The 18475-nt window shown below is 32.0% G+C and carries 11 protein-coding genes; 10 read left to right on the forward strand and 1 reads right to left on the reverse strand.

Annotated elements, in window-relative coordinates; genetic code table 11:
- The first annotated feature begins 36 nt into the window (after positions 1-36).
- The 10 genes from DK441_RS21270 to DK441_RS21315 all read left to right on the forward strand — a co-directional run bounded on the left by DK441_RS21270 (position 37) and on the right by DK441_RS21315 (position 18192).
- Complete coding sequence (locus tag DK441_RS21270) at positions 37-2070, forward strand: fibronectin type III domain-containing protein (protein WP_109852523.1); 2034 nt, start codon at positions 37-39, stop codon at positions 2068-2070.
- Between the two features lie 37 nt (positions 2071-2107).
- Positions 2108-5806, forward strand: coding sequence for a T9SS type A sorting domain-containing protein (locus DK441_RS21275; protein ID WP_109852525.1), 3699 nt, complete (start codon positions 2108-2110; stop codon positions 5804-5806).
- 33 nt (positions 5807-5839) lie between these two features.
- Positions 5840-7189: a PKD domain-containing protein gene (locus DK441_RS21280; RefSeq protein WP_109852527.1), complete on the forward strand. Its 1350-nt coding sequence runs from the start codon at positions 5840-5842 to the stop codon at positions 7187-7189.
- 49 nt (positions 7190-7238) lie between these two features.
- Positions 7239-10403 carry a fibronectin type III domain-containing protein gene (locus DK441_RS21285; protein WP_160112214.1) on the forward strand — a complete coding sequence of 1055 codons (3165 nt, stop codon included), beginning with the start codon at positions 7239-7241 and terminating at the stop codon, positions 10401-10403.
- Between the two features lie 12 nt (positions 10404-10415).
- Positions 10416-11123, forward strand: coding sequence for a hypothetical protein (locus tag DK441_RS21290; RefSeq protein ID WP_160112215.1), 708 nt, complete (start codon positions 10416-10418; stop codon positions 11121-11123).
- A gap of 30 nt (positions 11124-11153) precedes the next feature.
- Positions 11154-11738, forward strand: a complete 585-nt coding sequence (locus tag DK441_RS21295; RefSeq protein ID WP_160112216.1) for a hypothetical protein — start codon at positions 11154-11156, stop codon at positions 11736-11738.
- 306 nt (positions 11739-12044) lie between these two features.
- Entirely contained in the window at positions 12045-14450 is a 2406-nt protein-coding gene (locus tag DK441_RS21300) for a hypothetical protein (protein ID WP_235015799.1), read from the forward strand.
- Positions 14451-14555: 105 nt separating this feature from the next.
- Entirely contained in the window at positions 14556-15020 is a 465-nt protein-coding gene (locus DK441_RS21305) for an Lrp/AsnC family transcriptional regulator (RefSeq protein ID WP_109852535.1), read from the forward strand.
- Between the two features lie 683 nt (positions 15021-15703).
- Positions 15704-16804, forward strand: coding sequence for a response regulator transcription factor (locus DK441_RS21310; protein WP_109852537.1), 1101 nt, complete (start codon positions 15704-15706; stop codon positions 16802-16804).
- A gap of 113 nt (positions 16805-16917) precedes the next feature.
- A complete protein-coding gene (locus DK441_RS21315) occupies positions 16918-18192 on the forward strand; it encodes a TlpA disulfide reductase family protein (protein WP_109852539.1) in 1275 nt (424 codons plus the stop codon).
- Between the two features lie 125 nt (positions 18193-18317).
- On the opposite strand, the gene DK441_RS26780 is transcribed toward DK441_RS21315, so the two are convergent.
- Complete coding sequence (locus tag DK441_RS26780; protein ID WP_160112217.1) at positions 18318-18470, reverse strand: hypothetical protein; 153 nt, start codon at positions 18468-18470, stop codon at positions 18318-18320.
- Positions 18471-18475: the final 5 nt, after the last annotated feature.

Consider the following 18475-nt stretch of genomic DNA (forward strand, 5'->3'; position numbering starts at 1 on the left):
TGTATATATAGGAAATCGATCCGCCTGTTGTTTTTTATGGCTTTTTTGGTAAGTTTTTCTCAAGAAAACCAAAAAGATGAGGTAAAAATTGTAGCGAGAGCCAATACAGGTAAAATTCTACTTAGATGGGGGGTTACTACGTCATCAGCATGGCTTAAAGCTAATAGATATGGGTATGTTATAGAACGTTATACGATCTTAAAAAAAGGTCAATTAGTAAATCCACCAATAAAAAAAGTTATTACACCAAATCCATTGCTTCCCAGTCCTGTTGAAGATTGGGAAAAAATTTCCGAGACTAATGACTATGCTGCCATTCTTGCACAGGCTTTATACGGAGAAAGTTTTGAAGTAGAAGAAATGCAACAAGGCGGTTTAGCGTCGATTGTTAACAAATCTAGAGAAATCGAACAACGTTTTTCTTTTGGGCTATTTGCTGCTGATATGAGCTTTGAAGCCGCAAAACTAGCGGCATTGGGGTATGAAGACAAGGATATCGTTGCAGGAGAAGAATACCTGTATATAATACAAACAGCAGTTCCTGAATCACTTTTAAAAATAAAGGAAGGAAAAGTATCGGTAAAAACCTCAGGTATTGAGCCTTTACCTCCTCCTGTAGATTTAATTGCCGTACCCAGAGACAGAAGCATTATGCTTACTTGGGAGTACGATCTTTTCAGGTCTATCTATACATCATACTATATAGAACGATCAGAAGATGGTACAAATTTTAAAAGATTGGGAGGAGATACCCCTTTAGTAAATTTGAACGACTCTCCAGAGAATCCTGCAAAAAGGATGTTTTATATTGATACATTATCCCAAAACAATAAAAAATATTACTATAGGGTATTGGGGATATCTCCCTTTGGTGAACAAAGTGGCTCTTCAAAGGTAGTCGCTGCAGAAGGAGTAAAAGAGCTTACGGCAATTCCTTATATATCAAAGCATAAAATTGATGATTCTGGTAATATTATCATTTCATGGGATTTTAAAAAAGAAGCCGAAAATGAGATTAGTAGGTTCGAACTTAATTGGGCACCAAAAGAAAAAGGCCCCTATAAAGTTGTAAAATCTGATCTACCCCCTAACAGTCGAACTTCGGTATATACACAACCTGAAGAATCTAATTATTTTAGGGTAGTGGCAATAGGAAAAAATAACCAAAGTACGAGTTCATTAACCGCTTTTGTGCAAACTGTAGATTCACTTCCGCCAGCACCTCCTGTAGGTTTACAAGGAGTTATCGATACATTAGGAATCGTAAAATTAAATTGGACAGCGAATTTAGAAAATGATATGTTAGGGTATAGAGTCTTTAGGGGTAACCTTAAAAATGATGAACTATCGCAGATAACCATAGCCCCAATTGTTAACAATAGTTTTGTAGATACAGTTCAGGTAAAATCGTTGAATGACAAAGTTTTTTATCAGGTAGTAGCTGTAGATAAACGTTATAATATGTCGGGATACTCAGACCTTCTTGAGCTTAAAAAACCAAATGTAGTACCACCATCATCACCTGTATTTTCAGGATATAAGGTTAATAACAGTGCTATTTCCCTTACATGGATAAATAGCACTAGTGCTAACATTAAAAATCATCTACTGTATAGAAAAAATGTAGAAAAATCAGAATGGAAGTTACTTTTTAAAACTGATACCGTATCGACATATACAGATGCTCAAATTAATCCTGGAATCAAATATCGTTATGCGATATATGCAGAAAACGAAGCAGGAATTCAATCAGTTTCATCTACTCCAATTACTGTTACAAGTAGGATATCTGTCGATGAAGATTTTGTTAAGGGATTCACGGTGATACCGGATAGGACTAATAATAAAATCGTATTAAACTGGAGGAAAACGTCTGCTATGATTACAGAAATTTTAATTTATAAATCAAAGAAAGAAGAGAAACCTACACTATGGAAACAGCTACCGGGTTCAATTAATAAATTGGCCGATGAATCCGTTTCTCCAAATAATACGTATGTATATCAAATAAAAGCTATTTCCAATAAAGGAAATCACTCTAAATTGAAAAAAAAGGAAGTAAAGTTTTGAGAATATAAACCTTATTCTGCTATACAAAATTGTAACAATGAATGATGTAAAAAAGAATGAAACTATGACCAATGTATATAAAATGCCCCTAATTATTAACTATAAGAGTATCATGTCAATGTTAGTTTTTGTAATGATGTGTGCTGGTATATTTGCTCAGGCTGGTGATACTACAACAGAGAAAACAAAAATAGTAGTAGAGGAATTTATTCGTGGACTGGGATTTGATCCTCGTACAGATCAAATAAGTGTTTTTGCTGTGTACGAAGATCCTACTAAAGGATATGTTATACCTGACTTTGGAGGCAAGCCTGCAACAAATGGCCAACAGTTTATTTTTTGGAGTAAATTTTTCTATTATGACGTTTTTAAATATCCCTTTAATACAGCACCGAATAATCCGTTACAAAAAGATTATATATCGTTTGGCGATTTTAATGAGGGTGTTCAAAAGTCTATTGGTCATAATCAATCACTGGTGGCTCCTTTTGAACAATATTTGCAACGAGAATATTACTTTGAGCATAAAGTAAAAGAAATTCGTATTCATTTTAATTATAGAAGAAAAAAGAACAGTAGTGATAGACATGAGGAAGTATATTCTTTTCCTGTTGGTGGGGTAGATCCATGTCAACCACAAACGATCAATACGGGAGTTGTTAATGGCAGCTTTCCTGTAGGACGTGATATCAACCCCCAAAGTATTAATTTTAGGTTTAGAGTAATTCCTTTACCAGGTATAACAAGAGGAGGCTCTGGTGTTAATATTGCCGGTTTCAATGACCCAATGAGGGTCAATGCCACTGGTTCTAATCACCCCAATGCATACCATTGGAAATATAGAATAGAAGGAGAAGGAGGGTCAAACATACAGCCAATAGCAAACGCTTTCAGACAAGGAGATTTTGCTAATGGTAATCTTGGTTTTGTTAATAAAACCAATTATCAATGGATCGATATACCTGGTGCTCCAAATGGGCCAGCTTTTGATTTAAGACCAAGTGATTTTTTAGGAGGACCCGGTAATGAAGATGCCTTTTTGGATAAAACCATTATCATAGGAGCATTTGCAAGAAATGGATGTGATAGTCATACCGTACATCATAATTTTACATCATTTAGGATCGTTAGGTCAGCACCCTATTTTCAAATTGCAAGGAATACACCTGTAACTTGTAAAGGAGGTAGTGATGGTGAAGTAACCGTTAATTTTACTCCATTTAAGTCTGGTGATCAATTAAATTTCACACTACATAAAAAACTCACCAGTGGTATTTATGATACTGGTGTAGCGTATTCAAATATAACCCCTACAGGAACAGTATCCAGTATGACGTTTTCTAATCTCCCGGCAGGGGATTATAAATTCGATAACCTTATAGGAAAGTATATACGAGGTGGGGTTCTTCAGAATTTTTATACAGATGGAGAATTCCATACATTAGAATTTACCGTAAGCGAACCAGATGCAGTTGCTTTTGCAAGGGAACCAGCCGATGACAAAACAGATGTTTGGTGTTTTGATGGGGCTGATGGTGAGATTTTATTAACAGCTACAGGTGGTGTTGGTGGATATCAATATCTTTTAAGAAAAGAAGGAGACACTTTTGGAACCAATTGGATGTCATTTCCTTCGGCAACAACACATTCTATTACAGGATTAGGGGTTGATACGTATTATATAAAGTTGAGGGATAGAAATGGTTGTATTGCCGTAGATGCTTCAAATAATGATATGGTCAAGCAGGTAACTATAGATAAACCTGATACCCCAGTAGATGTAGATGTAGAACTTATTAACCAACCAAGAGCTTTTGGTTTTGAAGACGGAAGAATAAGTGCCAGAATTTTTAACGGAACTCCTTTTACAGATGGTACGTATACGTTTGTATGGAAAAATGAAAGAGGAGATGTACTCAGTACAACTATAAATACTGTGCTTTCAGGTGATCAGGGATATCAAACCATACTGCATTCAGTTGGGGCAGGAGTGTATACTCTAGATGTATTTGATGCTAATTTTAATCCGGCTACTGATAAAAAAGGATGTTTTGTAACCAATGTTCAGTTTAATTTACAGCAACCAGAACCGTTACAAGTTACCATAGAGGTTTTTAACCCTATTTCTTGTCATATCGAAAACGAATACAACGATGGGATTGATTTTATAAATCCTATTGGGATTGCAGATCAGTTTCAGGATGGAGCGTTAATAGCAACTGTAACAGGAGGGGTTCCTTTTGATGATACTACTCTTGCTAAAGCAGGAGAATGTAGAGAAAATTTTAGCTCATATTGTTATCGTTGGAAAAAAAATGTAGGAGGAGTTTGGCAAGACATTGCTGATAATGATGAGATTATTGAGGAATTGAGTGTAGGCACTTATGCATTAAATGTAGAAGACGCAAATGGAATTGTTTTAGGAACTTATGAAGCGTACACCGATATTGATGGCTCTAGAGAATATAGATTAATTCAGGCTGTTGATAATACAAAATATTTAGCACAACCTGATAAACTAGAAGTTTCCTTTCAAAATACAGAAGTAACTTGTGCTAGTGGTAGTAATGCAAAGGCAGAAGCTATCGTTACAGGAGGAACTGAGCCATACACCTATCAATGGAGTAATGGAGAGACGACATCGACAATAAGTAATCTTATAGCCGGTACATATCTTGTTTTTATATCTGATGCTAAAGGATGTCAGGTAGAAGGAAGAGTAAAGATTGAACAACCAAATGGACTTGAAGTGAATACGGTTTCGGTGATTTCACCCACATGTTTTGGCGGGAATGATGGAAGCATAAGTGTTGATATATCAGGAGGCAGCCCTCCTTATCGTTACCTCTGGAATACGGGAAACACATCGACCAGTATTAATGGAGTACCTTCTGGGGTGTATAGAATAGAAGTAACCGATAGTAAAGGGTGTAAAGCTGTTTATGAAGAAATATTAAAAGATCCAGATCCTATTGTTGTTCGCTTAGAAAATAAAAGAACTCTTTGTAAAGATCAATCCTTTAATCTTGATATTACAATTGATGATCCTGGAGCGACTTATTCATGGTCAGGTGATAATGGATTTACGAGTTCGGATAGTGAAGTAGAACTTAACCAATCAGGTAAATATATAGCTACTATTACAAATAGTATTGGATGTGTAGGAATCGGAGAAATACAAGTAGAAGCTTTAGACACTCCTATAGATTCAGATTTTTTGATTACTACTCAGGCATATACTAATCAGGAGGTTATACTGGTCAATATTAGTGAGCCAATTGGAGAAACAATAGAATGGACAATCCCTGAAGGAGTAGAAGTAGTTTCTGAAACAGAGGATCAAATAGTTCTCGTATTCGATGAAGAAGGATCGTATGATGTTACCCTGAGGTCAACTCAAGGAGACTGTTATCAGGATTTCACAAGAACTGTTTTAGTCCAACCAGCCATAGTAGGCCCAGCAGTTTCTAATTCTGAAAATGATTTTATAGAAGAGTTTATTGTATTTCCTAATCCTAACAACGGAAACTTTCAGACTAAGATTGGTCTGGCGGAAGAAGCTAATGTAACACTAAAGATCATAAGCCTGATGTCGGGAACAATAGTAGATGAGCGTGTCGAAAGTAGTAATATTGATTTTTTAATAGACTATTCTCTTTCTCTACCTTCTGGAGTGTATTTGATGCTATTGGAAACTCCTAGAGGTTCAGAAACCCGTAAGCTAGTGTTTGAATAAGACTTTCGTTTTTGTTGAAACCTTTTTTATACTATGAAAAAAATAATATATATCATATCAGTACTTTCTCTTTTTGGTTGTGCCAAAGAAGAGGCCATCCCTGTTATTGTTGATTTTGATTTTGAAGTTTTTAATAATGACTTTTCTATTCCTGTACAAGTTGTGTTTTTTAATAAAACAGAAGGAGGAGAGGAGTATGAATGGACTTTTGAAGGAGGGACGCCCTCTAGATCTGTTAACCGTAACCCCGGAGTCATACAGTATGATCAAAAAGGAGTATATACAATAGAACTTACCGCAACTAATGAAGATGGGTCCAGAGATACTAGAATAGAGGAGATACAAATAGATGATGCTGTAATTGTAGATTTTGAGATTAATAATAGTATAGATAATTTCTCTCCAGCTACATATACTTTACAAAATAAATCATTTGGAGCAGATACTTTTTTATGGAATTTTGAAGGAGGTACTCCTACAACATCTACAGACCAAAATCCGGAAGAAGTCATTTTCACAGAGCCTGGAGATCATATAGTTACATTACAAGTGAGTAATGGAAGAGAGACATATGAGCAGCAAAAAACAATTACTGTAGCTCCATTTTTGGTATCAGATTTTGATTTTGAAGTAGCTTTTGAAGATGATGATTTTCAAATCCCAGCACGTATACAATTTAAAAATAACTCGATTAGCGATACATCATATCAATGGAGTTTTGAGGGAGTTTCAACCTCTATGTCAACAGAAGAAAACCCAGAAGTGATATTTACCCAGGAAGGAGTTCAAACGATTAGTCTAACGGTTTCTAATGGAAAAGAAACAAAGACAGTTAGTAAACAAATCGAGTTTTTTAAAAACACCAACCTCAGAGAGCTAAAAGATGTTAGGTTTGGTATTAATACAGCTCATACTACTAATGCTGTAGGAAGTTTTTACAGTATTGAAGATCGAAAAATATATACAGCAGAGGAGATCACTGCTGATATCGAGAAACGTACTGACCTTGTCTTTTTTGGTTTGAGTGATATGTTTAACCGTAATAGGTTTGTGAGCCCTGATGCATTATCAGGAACCACATTTGATGAATTGATAAACCCTAAAAAAACCATTTTTATTAATTCTCAAGAACTATGTAGTTGCTCTGCTTCATTAACAGTGACAGAGTTTGATACTATGAATGATGATATACTACTTGAAAGTTTAATTATAGAAGAGACCCCGGGAGGGTTACAGGACTTTGATGATACAGTGGTCCCAAGAATTATTCTTTTTAAGACTCAAGAAGGTAAAAACGGAGCTATTAAAGTTAAAGATTTTGTTAGGGATGGACAAAATTCCTACATACTTACGGATATCAAAATCCAAAAAGAAAACAGATAAATGTGCCATGTCTTCAAAGACAAGAACAGTTTTTAGAAATTATATAATTATGCAAAAAAAATATAAATATTATCTTTTAGCGTTTACCCTATTTTTTATATCTATTGTAAGAGCACAAGTATTTCCGGTAAATATTACTCCGCAAGTAATACCACCTTATAGTTTACAATTGTCAGAATATAGAACTTCTACTTCAGAGAAATTATTGGTAAACCTATTGCTTACGGATATCACAAGATCTAACTTAGAAATTCGGTTAAAACTCTTTATAGAAAATAATGCAGGATTGTCTATACAGAGTACCGATGTGGTAATTGGGGCAACTCCTATTTTTTTAGATGGTGGAGTACCTTTGCGCTTAAGCAATATTGATCTTCAGTCTTATTTTGCTCTTCAAAACTTAACAGGAATAACTCCTCAAAAGTATGGCACAAGCCTACCAGAAGGTATGTATCGTTTTTGTTTTGAAGCTTATGAAGTTATATCTGGCAAACAAATTTCTCGTAAGAGTTGTGCGATGGCCTATTTGGTACTTAATGACCCTCCATTTTTAAATCTCCCTAATCAAGGCGAGCAAGTTGTTATGAGAGATCCACAAAACATTATATTTCAGTGGACTCCCAGACATCTTAATGCCACTAATGTAGAATATGAATTTACACTTACAGAACTTTGGGATAGCAAAATGGATCCTCAAGCTTTGTTTTTGGCAAGCCAACCGATATATCAAACTAATACTTTTGCAACTACTTTGCTATATGGCCCTTCTGAGACTGGATTGTTACCAAATAAAAGTTATGCATGGCGAGTGCGTGCCATGGTAAGAGATGGAATAAGTGAATCTTCTGTTTTTAAAAATGATGGATATAGTGAAGTTTATAATTTCACGTATTCTGGAGATTGTGCTGAGCCAGCATATATACTAGCAGAAGCAAAAAATACAACTTCAGAAAAAATCTATTGGCAGGGAGTAAATCACTTAAAATACAATGTGCAATATCGTAAAAAAGATGTTGAAAATGCAATATGGTTTGAGGGAAATGCTGTAAATCAAAACATAAGCATATATAACCTCGAGCCCGGTACTACATACGAGTTTAGAGTTGGTGGGCAATGTATGGAAAATGGAGCATATACCTATTCTCAAATTTATGAATTTACAACAACAATTGCCTCTAATGATGCTATTACATATAATTGTGGTATTACTCCAGAAATTGAAATCACCAATCAGGATAAGTTACAGGCATTAATAAAAGAAGATGTATTTACCGCAGGAGATTTTCCGGTAGTTGTAGAAGAGATAAGACAGAGTGGAGGAACATTTTCTGGAGAGGGATATATCATTGTTCCTTACCTCTCTAATCTAAGTGTTAAAGTAAAGTTTGATGATATTGGTATAAATACAGATTATCAATTAATAGAAGGTATTGTAGAAACTGTTTATGATGAGAATAGTGGAGGTATTGTTACTATAGATGATATTTTAAATGACGATAAGGGTGATAATGATACAGCAAGTAATGATGATTCTGGTGAATATGATCCCGAAGACCCGTATTCGATTCCAAATAATAATAATGAGCCTGTTAATGAAATAGAACCCACCGTTGTAGTTGATAGCCCGGTTACAGGCAATGATAATAATAATACCCCTGTAGTTGATAATGGAACTAATACTCTTCCTATAGATAATCCTACGAATATTGATGATGATCCTGATTTAGATAATGATGATGTGACAGTTAATAACCCCGAAGAAAACAACACTACTACAGGAGGAAGTCCTGGAGGAGATGATACTAATATTTCGGATGATAATATCAATGCAAAAATCTTATTTGAATCAGATAATACATTGTATAGTGATGGAGAAACTATTGATATTCAATTCAATTATGAAGAATTACCAGTTGTATTTCAATTAGAGAACTACCCCGAGGAAACAAAAGAATTTAAATGGCAAATTTTTGAAGGAAAAGAAGATCAAACGGTTAATTTTATTATAGGACAAGGTATTAATGCAGATCAGGATACATTTAGTTTAGATCTCAAAAAAAGGAGTGGGTCAATGAGATTGAGAATTACCTATGACGATAAACAAATAGAAGTTAATCTAAATATAACTAAGAAAAGCTTTGATTTTGTAGAGTTAACTGCTACTCATAATGAGAAGAGAACGGCAAAATCTGGTGAAACCCTCTATGTTGTTAATGATTGGAGTATTCTTAAAGGTCTTGGGAATAAAGAAATTAAGTATGAAGCTGATCTTGATCCAGACCCCAAATCAAACGAATATTATAATGATATTACTTGGTCTTTTGATGAACAAAATTTATTTAAGGATAGAAAAAGTATTACTAGAAAATTGAAATTTAACGAATCTTTAAAAGAAATAAACGGTGATATGGTTTCTGAACCGGTAATGACTACCGTTAGTGCAGGGTATCCTGAAAATACAGAAAAGAGTGTTGAAGTACGATGGATTCGAGAAAATAGAATTCGTAGAGATTGGACAAAAAAGTTTAAACCCGTGTTAAGCTCATTCGACAAGTTTAATAAGTTATCCGAGATATTAAAAAATAAAGGTTTTCCATGTGAGCTATCATTTTTTGAAAACTATAAAGATTTGATAAAAAAGAGCGAGCTTAAGTTTATTGGAGAAACTTATAAAGAGGAAAGTAAAGAAAGTAGATTTTATAATGATGTTTGGCAGTTTAGGATAATGGCAAGTGGTTTTGATGTGGTAAAACTTGCATGTGGCCCTAAATTTAAGGTGCCAATTCCATTTATTCCTGATCCTGAGGTTGAATTTAAGTTTGAAATTAAGGCTGGTTTGCGAGGAACTGTAGACATCAAATATGAGAAAGAAGCCGAGACAGGAGTTAAATACTTTAATAATAGTTCAGTTTCAGGAGGCGGATATATTAACCCAGCTATTAAATTGAAAACTAAAGTATTGTCAAAAGAAGTATCAGCAAATATAGATGCTAATTCTGGGATAAGATTTATATATCCATATAAAGGAGATCCTAATGTATTGGCTTTAACTGCTTATATTTCAGATATTTATGGGTATGTTGCTTTAGATGGCGATGGTGCAACTTCAGGTTCATCATATAGACATCATCTATTTCAATTAGATGTACAATCAGAATTTGAAATTTATAAATTTAATATTAAAGAACTTTTTGAAGAAGAAGGTATAAACTAAATGGTGAGTATTATGAAAAATGGATGGATTATAATTTTGTTTTTTCTATCACAAAGCATGTTTGGACAAGAAAAGTATATGGCAAGCATTCCTACACTTGGTTTTTCGGTTACAAATAATGTTTTCTATTATACAAAATACCCAGAAGGCTTTAAAGTTTATGCAGATTGTAATTCTGTCGAAACATGTAAAAATAAATACCCTGAAAGTACACTACAATCTATTTTATCAAGTAAAAATTATGAATGGAATCAAAATAATTATGAGTATAAAATAAAAAATGATTCTGGCGAGTATGAGAAAAAAAATAAACACGGTAAAGAAGAATTATATGCAGAACTATTAAACAAGGTTACTTTTAAGGCAAACGGTCATGAGTTTGCAATTATAAAGTATCATTTTAAAACAAATAATAAAAAAACTCCTGCATGTATTACATTAAAAAAAAAGAACGATCAGTGGTTTGTTTATGTAGCTACAAGAACCATGGCTAAGGTATATATGATGTTTAATTACCTGTCTTCTGATTCTATAGATGCAATTTTCATGAATAAAAAAACAAATATGAAGTCACTAGACAGCCAAATAGCAGAAATGTATGCATCAGGGATATTAGATTTCTCCAAAGCGATACATTCTGAAAATTCTGGAATGACTCAAGAAGAATTAAAAAAAGTTTTAGATCCATTAATGATTCAACAATATTTTGGTATGAATTAATAAAAGTAAACACATTAAATAATTAAATACATGAAATATATAATCCCCCTATTTATTACATTTCATATGTTTTCTCAAGGAACAGATTACAGTCAGTTTGATAAAGGAACACTTATTAAAGTTGACTATCTAAAAGAAATATATGATCAGGTAATGTATACTTATAAAGATAGTATATATACCAATGCTAAATCAGATGATAAGTTTATGTCAATCATTGGTGTTTTGGGTATTGACAAAGACAAGGTAAAACCAGTTTTTAAATATGTTTTTTATAGTAGTAATAAACAATATTCCATTTTTAAATATAAAACAGTAGGAGATGAATTAGAAACAAAAATAATTACAAAGCTACTCGTTTTTGAAAAGGGTATATTCAAGATAGTAGATACCCCTACCAAGAATGTAAAACTCCTTTACGAAATTTTTAAAATGATCAATCTTGACTTTTATAAAGCTATTAAAAGTGAATCTAATGATCCTGAGTATTCAGAAATAAACAAACTTAAACCGTTATTAAAAGATGATAACCAAATCATAGATACTGAAAAATTATTAGAAATAATAAATAATAATAGTGATGGTTTGGGTAAATATTTAGATGATAGTTTATAATAGATACGAAGATATTATCTACATTTTCTTGTTGAAGAATATTCTTTCTTTTATCGTTAATGAGATATAAAAAACACATCGGGGATGCGTTTTTAGCACCACTTTGTGTGATTACTACTATTCATTAGATACATCTAACCTTATAATTATTGATTATTAGAGTTTCTGCAATCAATCAGATAAACAATAGAATGAAAATCAAATATAGAAATCAGAAAAGGAGAGAACCATTTTTTTGTTTTTCTCGTACATACCTATAGAAGTATATGATTAAAACAGATGAAAAATTATTTTGATTTTTAATACGTGAATACTAATAGCCCCATCAATGTAAAACAGATATATAAATTACTGGCAATACTAGTATTGCCTATGCTATCGATGAGTCAAACAATTGATTATGATAATATAAAAAACAGTAATCCTTTTAAAATCACTGGGCGTATTTCTGCCAATGGAGTGTATTATGAATCCAATAAGAATATGAATCGAGAACAGTTTACTTATTTTTTGCAAGGAGCCCTTACTATAAATATTTATAGCTTTTCAATCCCTGTTTCTTATAGTTTTTCTAATCAAGGAGAGAATTTAGGATACCAGTTACCTTTTGATTTTAACCGCATAAGCTTGCATCCAAAATATAAATGGGCAACTGGGCATATAGGAAATGTAAACATGAGTTTTTCTCCTTTTACCTTAAATGGGCATCAGTTTATGGGGGGAGGAATTGATCTTACGCCATCTGGTTCGCTAAAAATAAGTGCTATGGCAGGTAGATTGCTTAAAGCAGTAAATGATGATGGTGATCCAAGAACAGTCCCTTCTTATAATCGTATGGGATATGGTATAAAAACCGGTTTTGAAAAAGAAAAATATAAAATAGCAGTGATTGGTTTTTATGCCAAAGATGATGAAAATTCTATTGATTCTGTTCCCGAAGAAAAACAAGTATTACCTCAGGAAAACCTGGTAGTAAGTATAGAAGCCGAAGTTAAGTTAGGAAATAATTTTACTATCCAGGGAGAATACGCAACCTCTGCCATCACCAAAGACCTTAGGGCAGAAGAAATAGAAAATAATGGATCTTCTCCAATAGGAATACTTTTTAATAATCGCGCATCTACAGAATATTATAAAGCTATTAGTACCCGGTTGGGATATGTAGTAGGAAAAATAAACTTTGGATTGGGGTATGAGCGTATAGATCCGGGATATGAAACTCTGGGGGCCTATTATTTTAATAATGATTTTGAGAATATAACCTTAGATATATCCAATACGTTTTTTGGTGATCGATTAGCATTAGCATTTAATATAGGTTATCAAAGAGATGATTTAAACAGTTTAAAGAACAGTAATACAAATCGTACTGTAGGATCATTAAATGCAAATTTTAATCTATCTGATAGATTTAATGTTTCGGGGTCATACTCTAATTTTAGTACGTTTACCAATATCAAACCAAACCAATTTGATGATATTAATGATGGAGATCTTCTAGACGAACAGGTTGAAGAGTTAGATTATAAACAATTATCACAAACAGCCACTTTAGGAATAAATTATATGCTTTCTGGTAAAAAATCAGCACGGCAAAATCTAACCATGAACTATACATTAAATGATGTCTCTAATGAACAGGGTGGGGTAGTAAGACTAGGTGATGCTTCTACTTTTCATAATTTAAATTTAGGACATACCATAGGTTTTTCTGAAAGAAACCTGAGTGTTACAACTTCTCTTAATGGAACCTATAATACTATCGGGAGAGAAGATGCCACTACCTGGGGGCCTAACATGAGTGTAATCAAAAAGTATTTTAAAAAGACGCTACAAACAAGACTTTCTGCTGGATATAATACCACTAACAATAGTACTTCGAAAACCAATATAATAAATCTTAGAGGAGGAATAACGTATGTACTTAAGGAGAAACATAATTTTAATCTTAATCTCATACAATTATTTAGAAATGGTAGTAGTAATGGTAACCTAAGCGAGTTTACAGCGACTTTTGGATACAACTATACTTTTGGGCTTAAAAAACCTAAAATTAACTTCAACTTAAAACCTAAAAAACCAAAAGAACAGAACGATACAATCAATATACAATATAGAAAGTATCGTTATGAAGGTCTACCTAAGGATATTACACCACAATTACTAGCACTTCCAGAAAAAGAAGGTTTTGCAAATCTTATTGAAGATAAAAAAGGAAAGTTGGTAATATTGGGAGAACAGCTAGTAGAAACACAAGATAAGGATAAAAAAGTATACAAAGAGATAGGAGTAAATTATCTTAAAGCAATGAACCTATATTTTGATTTTATAGAATTCTATAATGAAAAAATCTATGAATCCTATTTAAAATTGGTTCGCGAGGCTCAGGATGTTGATCGTGAAATACGTGATGAATATACAATCTTAACCGGTAAAATAAATAGTGCAAAAGAAAAAGACCCAGAAGATTTAAAACGACAAAATGTACTAGAGAAAAGATATGAATCTCATACCGAACTGTTACAATCTTTATTACAATGGAATTTAAAACCTGAAGATATAGAAAATTCAGATGGAGATATTATGATACTCAAAAAACGTAATGCAGTAAACGTATTCTCTATGTATCAAAATAAAAAATCAGACGAACAAATAGTTAATTTCATTGAAATTAGACTGGCAGATTTGTTTCACAAATTACTCGAAGAATAAGAATAAAAAACAACCATCATTAACCTGGGTTATTCTTATTTAAATAACCTAAAAAACTTCACTAAACTAATTTAGTGTTAGTGGTTCTTAAAACTCAAACGAATCATGATAAAAGACAAATTAGATCATAAAATAATCAAATTACTTAAAGGTAATTCGAGGTTTTCTTATGCTCAGATTGGGCGAGAAATAGGGCTCTCATCATCTGCAGTAGGAGAGAGAATTCAGAGGTTAGAAGAAACAGACGTAATCGAATTTTACACCACAGTAATAAACTACGAAAAACTCGGATACACTTTATCTACTTATATTTCTATGCGTTTTAAAACTGCTGATAAGTTTTTTCACTTCGTGAAGTTAATAGGGGATTTTTCAGAAATACTAGAGTGTAGCAGAGTCACTGGAGATACTTCTCTTATTATGAAAGTAATTGTCTATGATCATCATCATCTAGAAGATTTTATTGACACCATATCCCAATATGGAATACCTTCAACTTCTCTTATTTTGTCTGATATTGTAAAAGAAGGGATTGTTATAAAAAAAAATATTGGAAAGCATCACATATAAATTGTTTTTAGATAGTATAAATGATATCATTCTGAAGTAAATTAAACTTTTTCAATAACCTCATTGAAAAAGTTTAATTTTTTTTTTAAGAAATAAAATTCATCTTAATTTCTCATACTCTAAGTTGTTATAGCCTTGACATAAATTCTTGCAGTTTTACTGTAGCTAGTTTAGCATTCGTGGATAAGTGAGTTACAATTGCTTGTTTTTCATTGTCATCTACAATTTTTCCTGTAATGGTTGTTTATGCAATAGTAGTAATACCACTTAATATTAGCATTATAACAAATGTGATCGTTTTCATGTTTAAGAGTTTTAATATTTATTATGTTTTTAATAAGGAGTGGTATGAAGATATTTTAGATAATACCTTTTAATTCATAAAAAAACTATGTAATATGAATACCCATAATTTAAACTTAGGTTAGTGCCGAATGACCTTTCAAAAATACATAGCGAATATAATTACAACTTAGTGATAGGTGACATATTAATACTGCGAAAAAATAACCATTGACCAATGAATTAACCTTTTTTTAAATGCTAAACAATCAAATCAAGTTTTAAAAGAAAAGACTAGTCAATTATGTACCCTATGTATAGGATATTAGATATATTTTTATGATTTTGGTTATAAATATAGATTACTTTTCTATTATATATTGAAACTATAACTAATTTAAATGAAAACATTCTATAACAAAATAATCATTGTACTATTTTTCCTTACCGGTCAATGGTTACTTGCACAATATGAAATATCAGGAAAACTATCGAATTATGATAGCTTATGGACTAATGAAATCTATTTATCCTATTTTGCTCCCGATGGTTATGGTTATAACATGATGTCTGAAGATCAAATTATTAATTCGGACATTTTAGATGAGCAAGGAAATTTTAAGATCAAGGGAAATAGTTTACCAGATCATAACAGTATTGTTCGGTTGCATTTAGGAAGTGAAAAATCGAAGTATACCTTATCCATGAGACCTATAAATCATATACATATGATTCTTAATAATCAATCAAAGATATATGTTGAAGCTCGAGATTTTAGTAGTGCCCCCTTAAAATATAATGTTTCTGGAGATTTTTCTGATCAAAATGAAAAAATAAAAGAATTAGAAGTGTTACTTTCTAACATTAATACCTTAAGAAATGAAAATTATTCAAAAACAGGATATGGTAAAGAATTACTATCGTTTAAAAGAAACCAGGACATTAGAAATTTTTGTTTATCCAATAACTATCCTTTGGTTGATTTTCTGGCGATGGAAAACACAAATTTGGAGAAAGAGTATTTGAAGAACCCTGTTTTTTATGAAAGTCTTCTTCAAAAAATGAAACAAAGTAAAGAGGGACCATCACCATATATTAATTCTTTTGAGGAAGAACTCGCTATTATTAAATTGAAGAATAACATGCAAAAAACGAATCCAGAGGTTATACATTACATGATCATTACTGGTATTCTTGCAATCATTGTTGTAGCTCTTATTGGGTATATATTGTATTTGAAAAAAAGTTCTATAGCAATAAAAGTTAATAGTTATAAAGAAAGAAGAGGAGTGGCCAATTCTAAAATATTAATTGAACAATTAAATAAACGGGAAAAACAAATATTAGAACTTATCATAAAGGAATACCAAAATAAAGAAATAGCTACAGAATTACATTTAGAAATTTCTACCATAAAAACACACCTTTCTAAAATGTATCAAAAATTAAAGGTAAAAGACAGAACTCATGCCAAAAAAAGATTTGGACATATTTTAAAATAGGACTAATAGCTCTATTTTCATACGGGACTACATCTGTTTTCATACTTCTCAAAGACATCTTAATACCATGCTAGGCTTAGTTTTGTTATCTGAAACTTAAATAATAATTCTAAATGAGAAAAATAGTATTGAGCTCTGTCATCATAGTAAGCCTTATCATTGTTAGCTGTTCAGATAAAAAGAATACAGCTTTACAGGCTATCCAGGAAGAAAATAAAATGCCTAAAGCTATTGAGTTTACTTTAGAAGGAATCTATAACAAATCAGATCACAAAATTCCTAACTTGAAGTCTCTAGAAGGCAAAATTGTGATTCTCGATTTTTGGGCGATATGGTGTGGTCCCTGTGTAGCTGCATTTCCTAGATATAATAAACTAAGTGCCAAGTATAAGGATAAAGGAGTACAGTTTATAGGAATTACAGATGACCCAAAAGAGAAGTTGAGTAATTTTTTTGAAAAAGTTGAGATTGATTTTTGGGTAGGTAGAGATGACGATAAACAAGATTTTAAAAATTACGAAATTATTTTTCGACCTACAATGATTATTATTAATAGAGACGGAAAAATAGCGTATAGAGGTTCTTCGGTTACTGAGGCTATGATTGAAGAAGTGTTGGCAACTAATACCATAGCAACCCCAGAAAAAGACGAGTGTTTAAGAGAATTTAAATATGGTGGTTTTTATCCAGGAGCCGACCCTATGTATACTGGAGTTTTTGATTTTATGAATACTAAAGAAAATGACATAAAAGTACCCAAATCAATAACTCAATATATTATTCGCCCTTCTCTTAATAAAAAAAGTATTGGTTATGCCTATGGGGTCAATAAAAGTGGCTATGTAGGAATTACTTATGATGGACATAAATTGATAAATTTATTTCAGTATATGAATAATCTATCTTCTCCTATTTGGGTAAAGAATAAAACGACCGATACCATTAGTTATGATATCATATATTATAAAAAATCAGAAAAGAATTTAACCAGGGAAGAGAATCTAAAAGAAGCCTATAAAAAAATTGAAAAAGATTTGTTAGATGGATTGTCTATGGAGCTTAAAACTGTTAAAAGTATACAGGAAGTAAATAAGTTGATCATTGAAAAAAAGAATGATGATATAATAAAACCAGAGGATATAGAAGATGGAGCTCAAAAAGCGTATACGCCAATGAGATATATCGTGACTCAATTAGAAAATAAAACCGGGGAGTATTTTATTATCGATACATCTTTACAAGATATGTTAGTATATAATAAAGGTATGAACTATAAAACATTAAAAACTGCCGAGGTATCAGATATTCTTGATTTTTTAAGCAAAAAAGGAATTAATACGATCAAGAAAAAAGAAAGCATTGAGACTTTTGAGATTACTAATAAATAAGATACTATGGTACGATTACATCACATGATGTAATCGTAATGTATTGCAATAAAAAAACTGATATAAACTGATGAAAGTTTATATCAGTTTATATGTAAAAAACAGCATACTGTTAATACTATAAATTAACAATAGAATTTGCAGTATAACCAATCACAACAAACATAGCGAGAAGGACAATTACCATTATTGTCACAAAACATTGGACCACCTCCTTTAATGTATTGTTGTTGGTGTTTACTTAATTGATTACCTAAGTTTAATAATTTTGATTTCATAATAA

This window comes from Aquimarina sp. AU58, assembly GCF_900312745.1.
Taxonomy (GTDB): Bacteria; Bacteroidota; Bacteroidia; order Flavobacteriales; family Flavobacteriaceae; genus Aquimarina; species Aquimarina spinulae.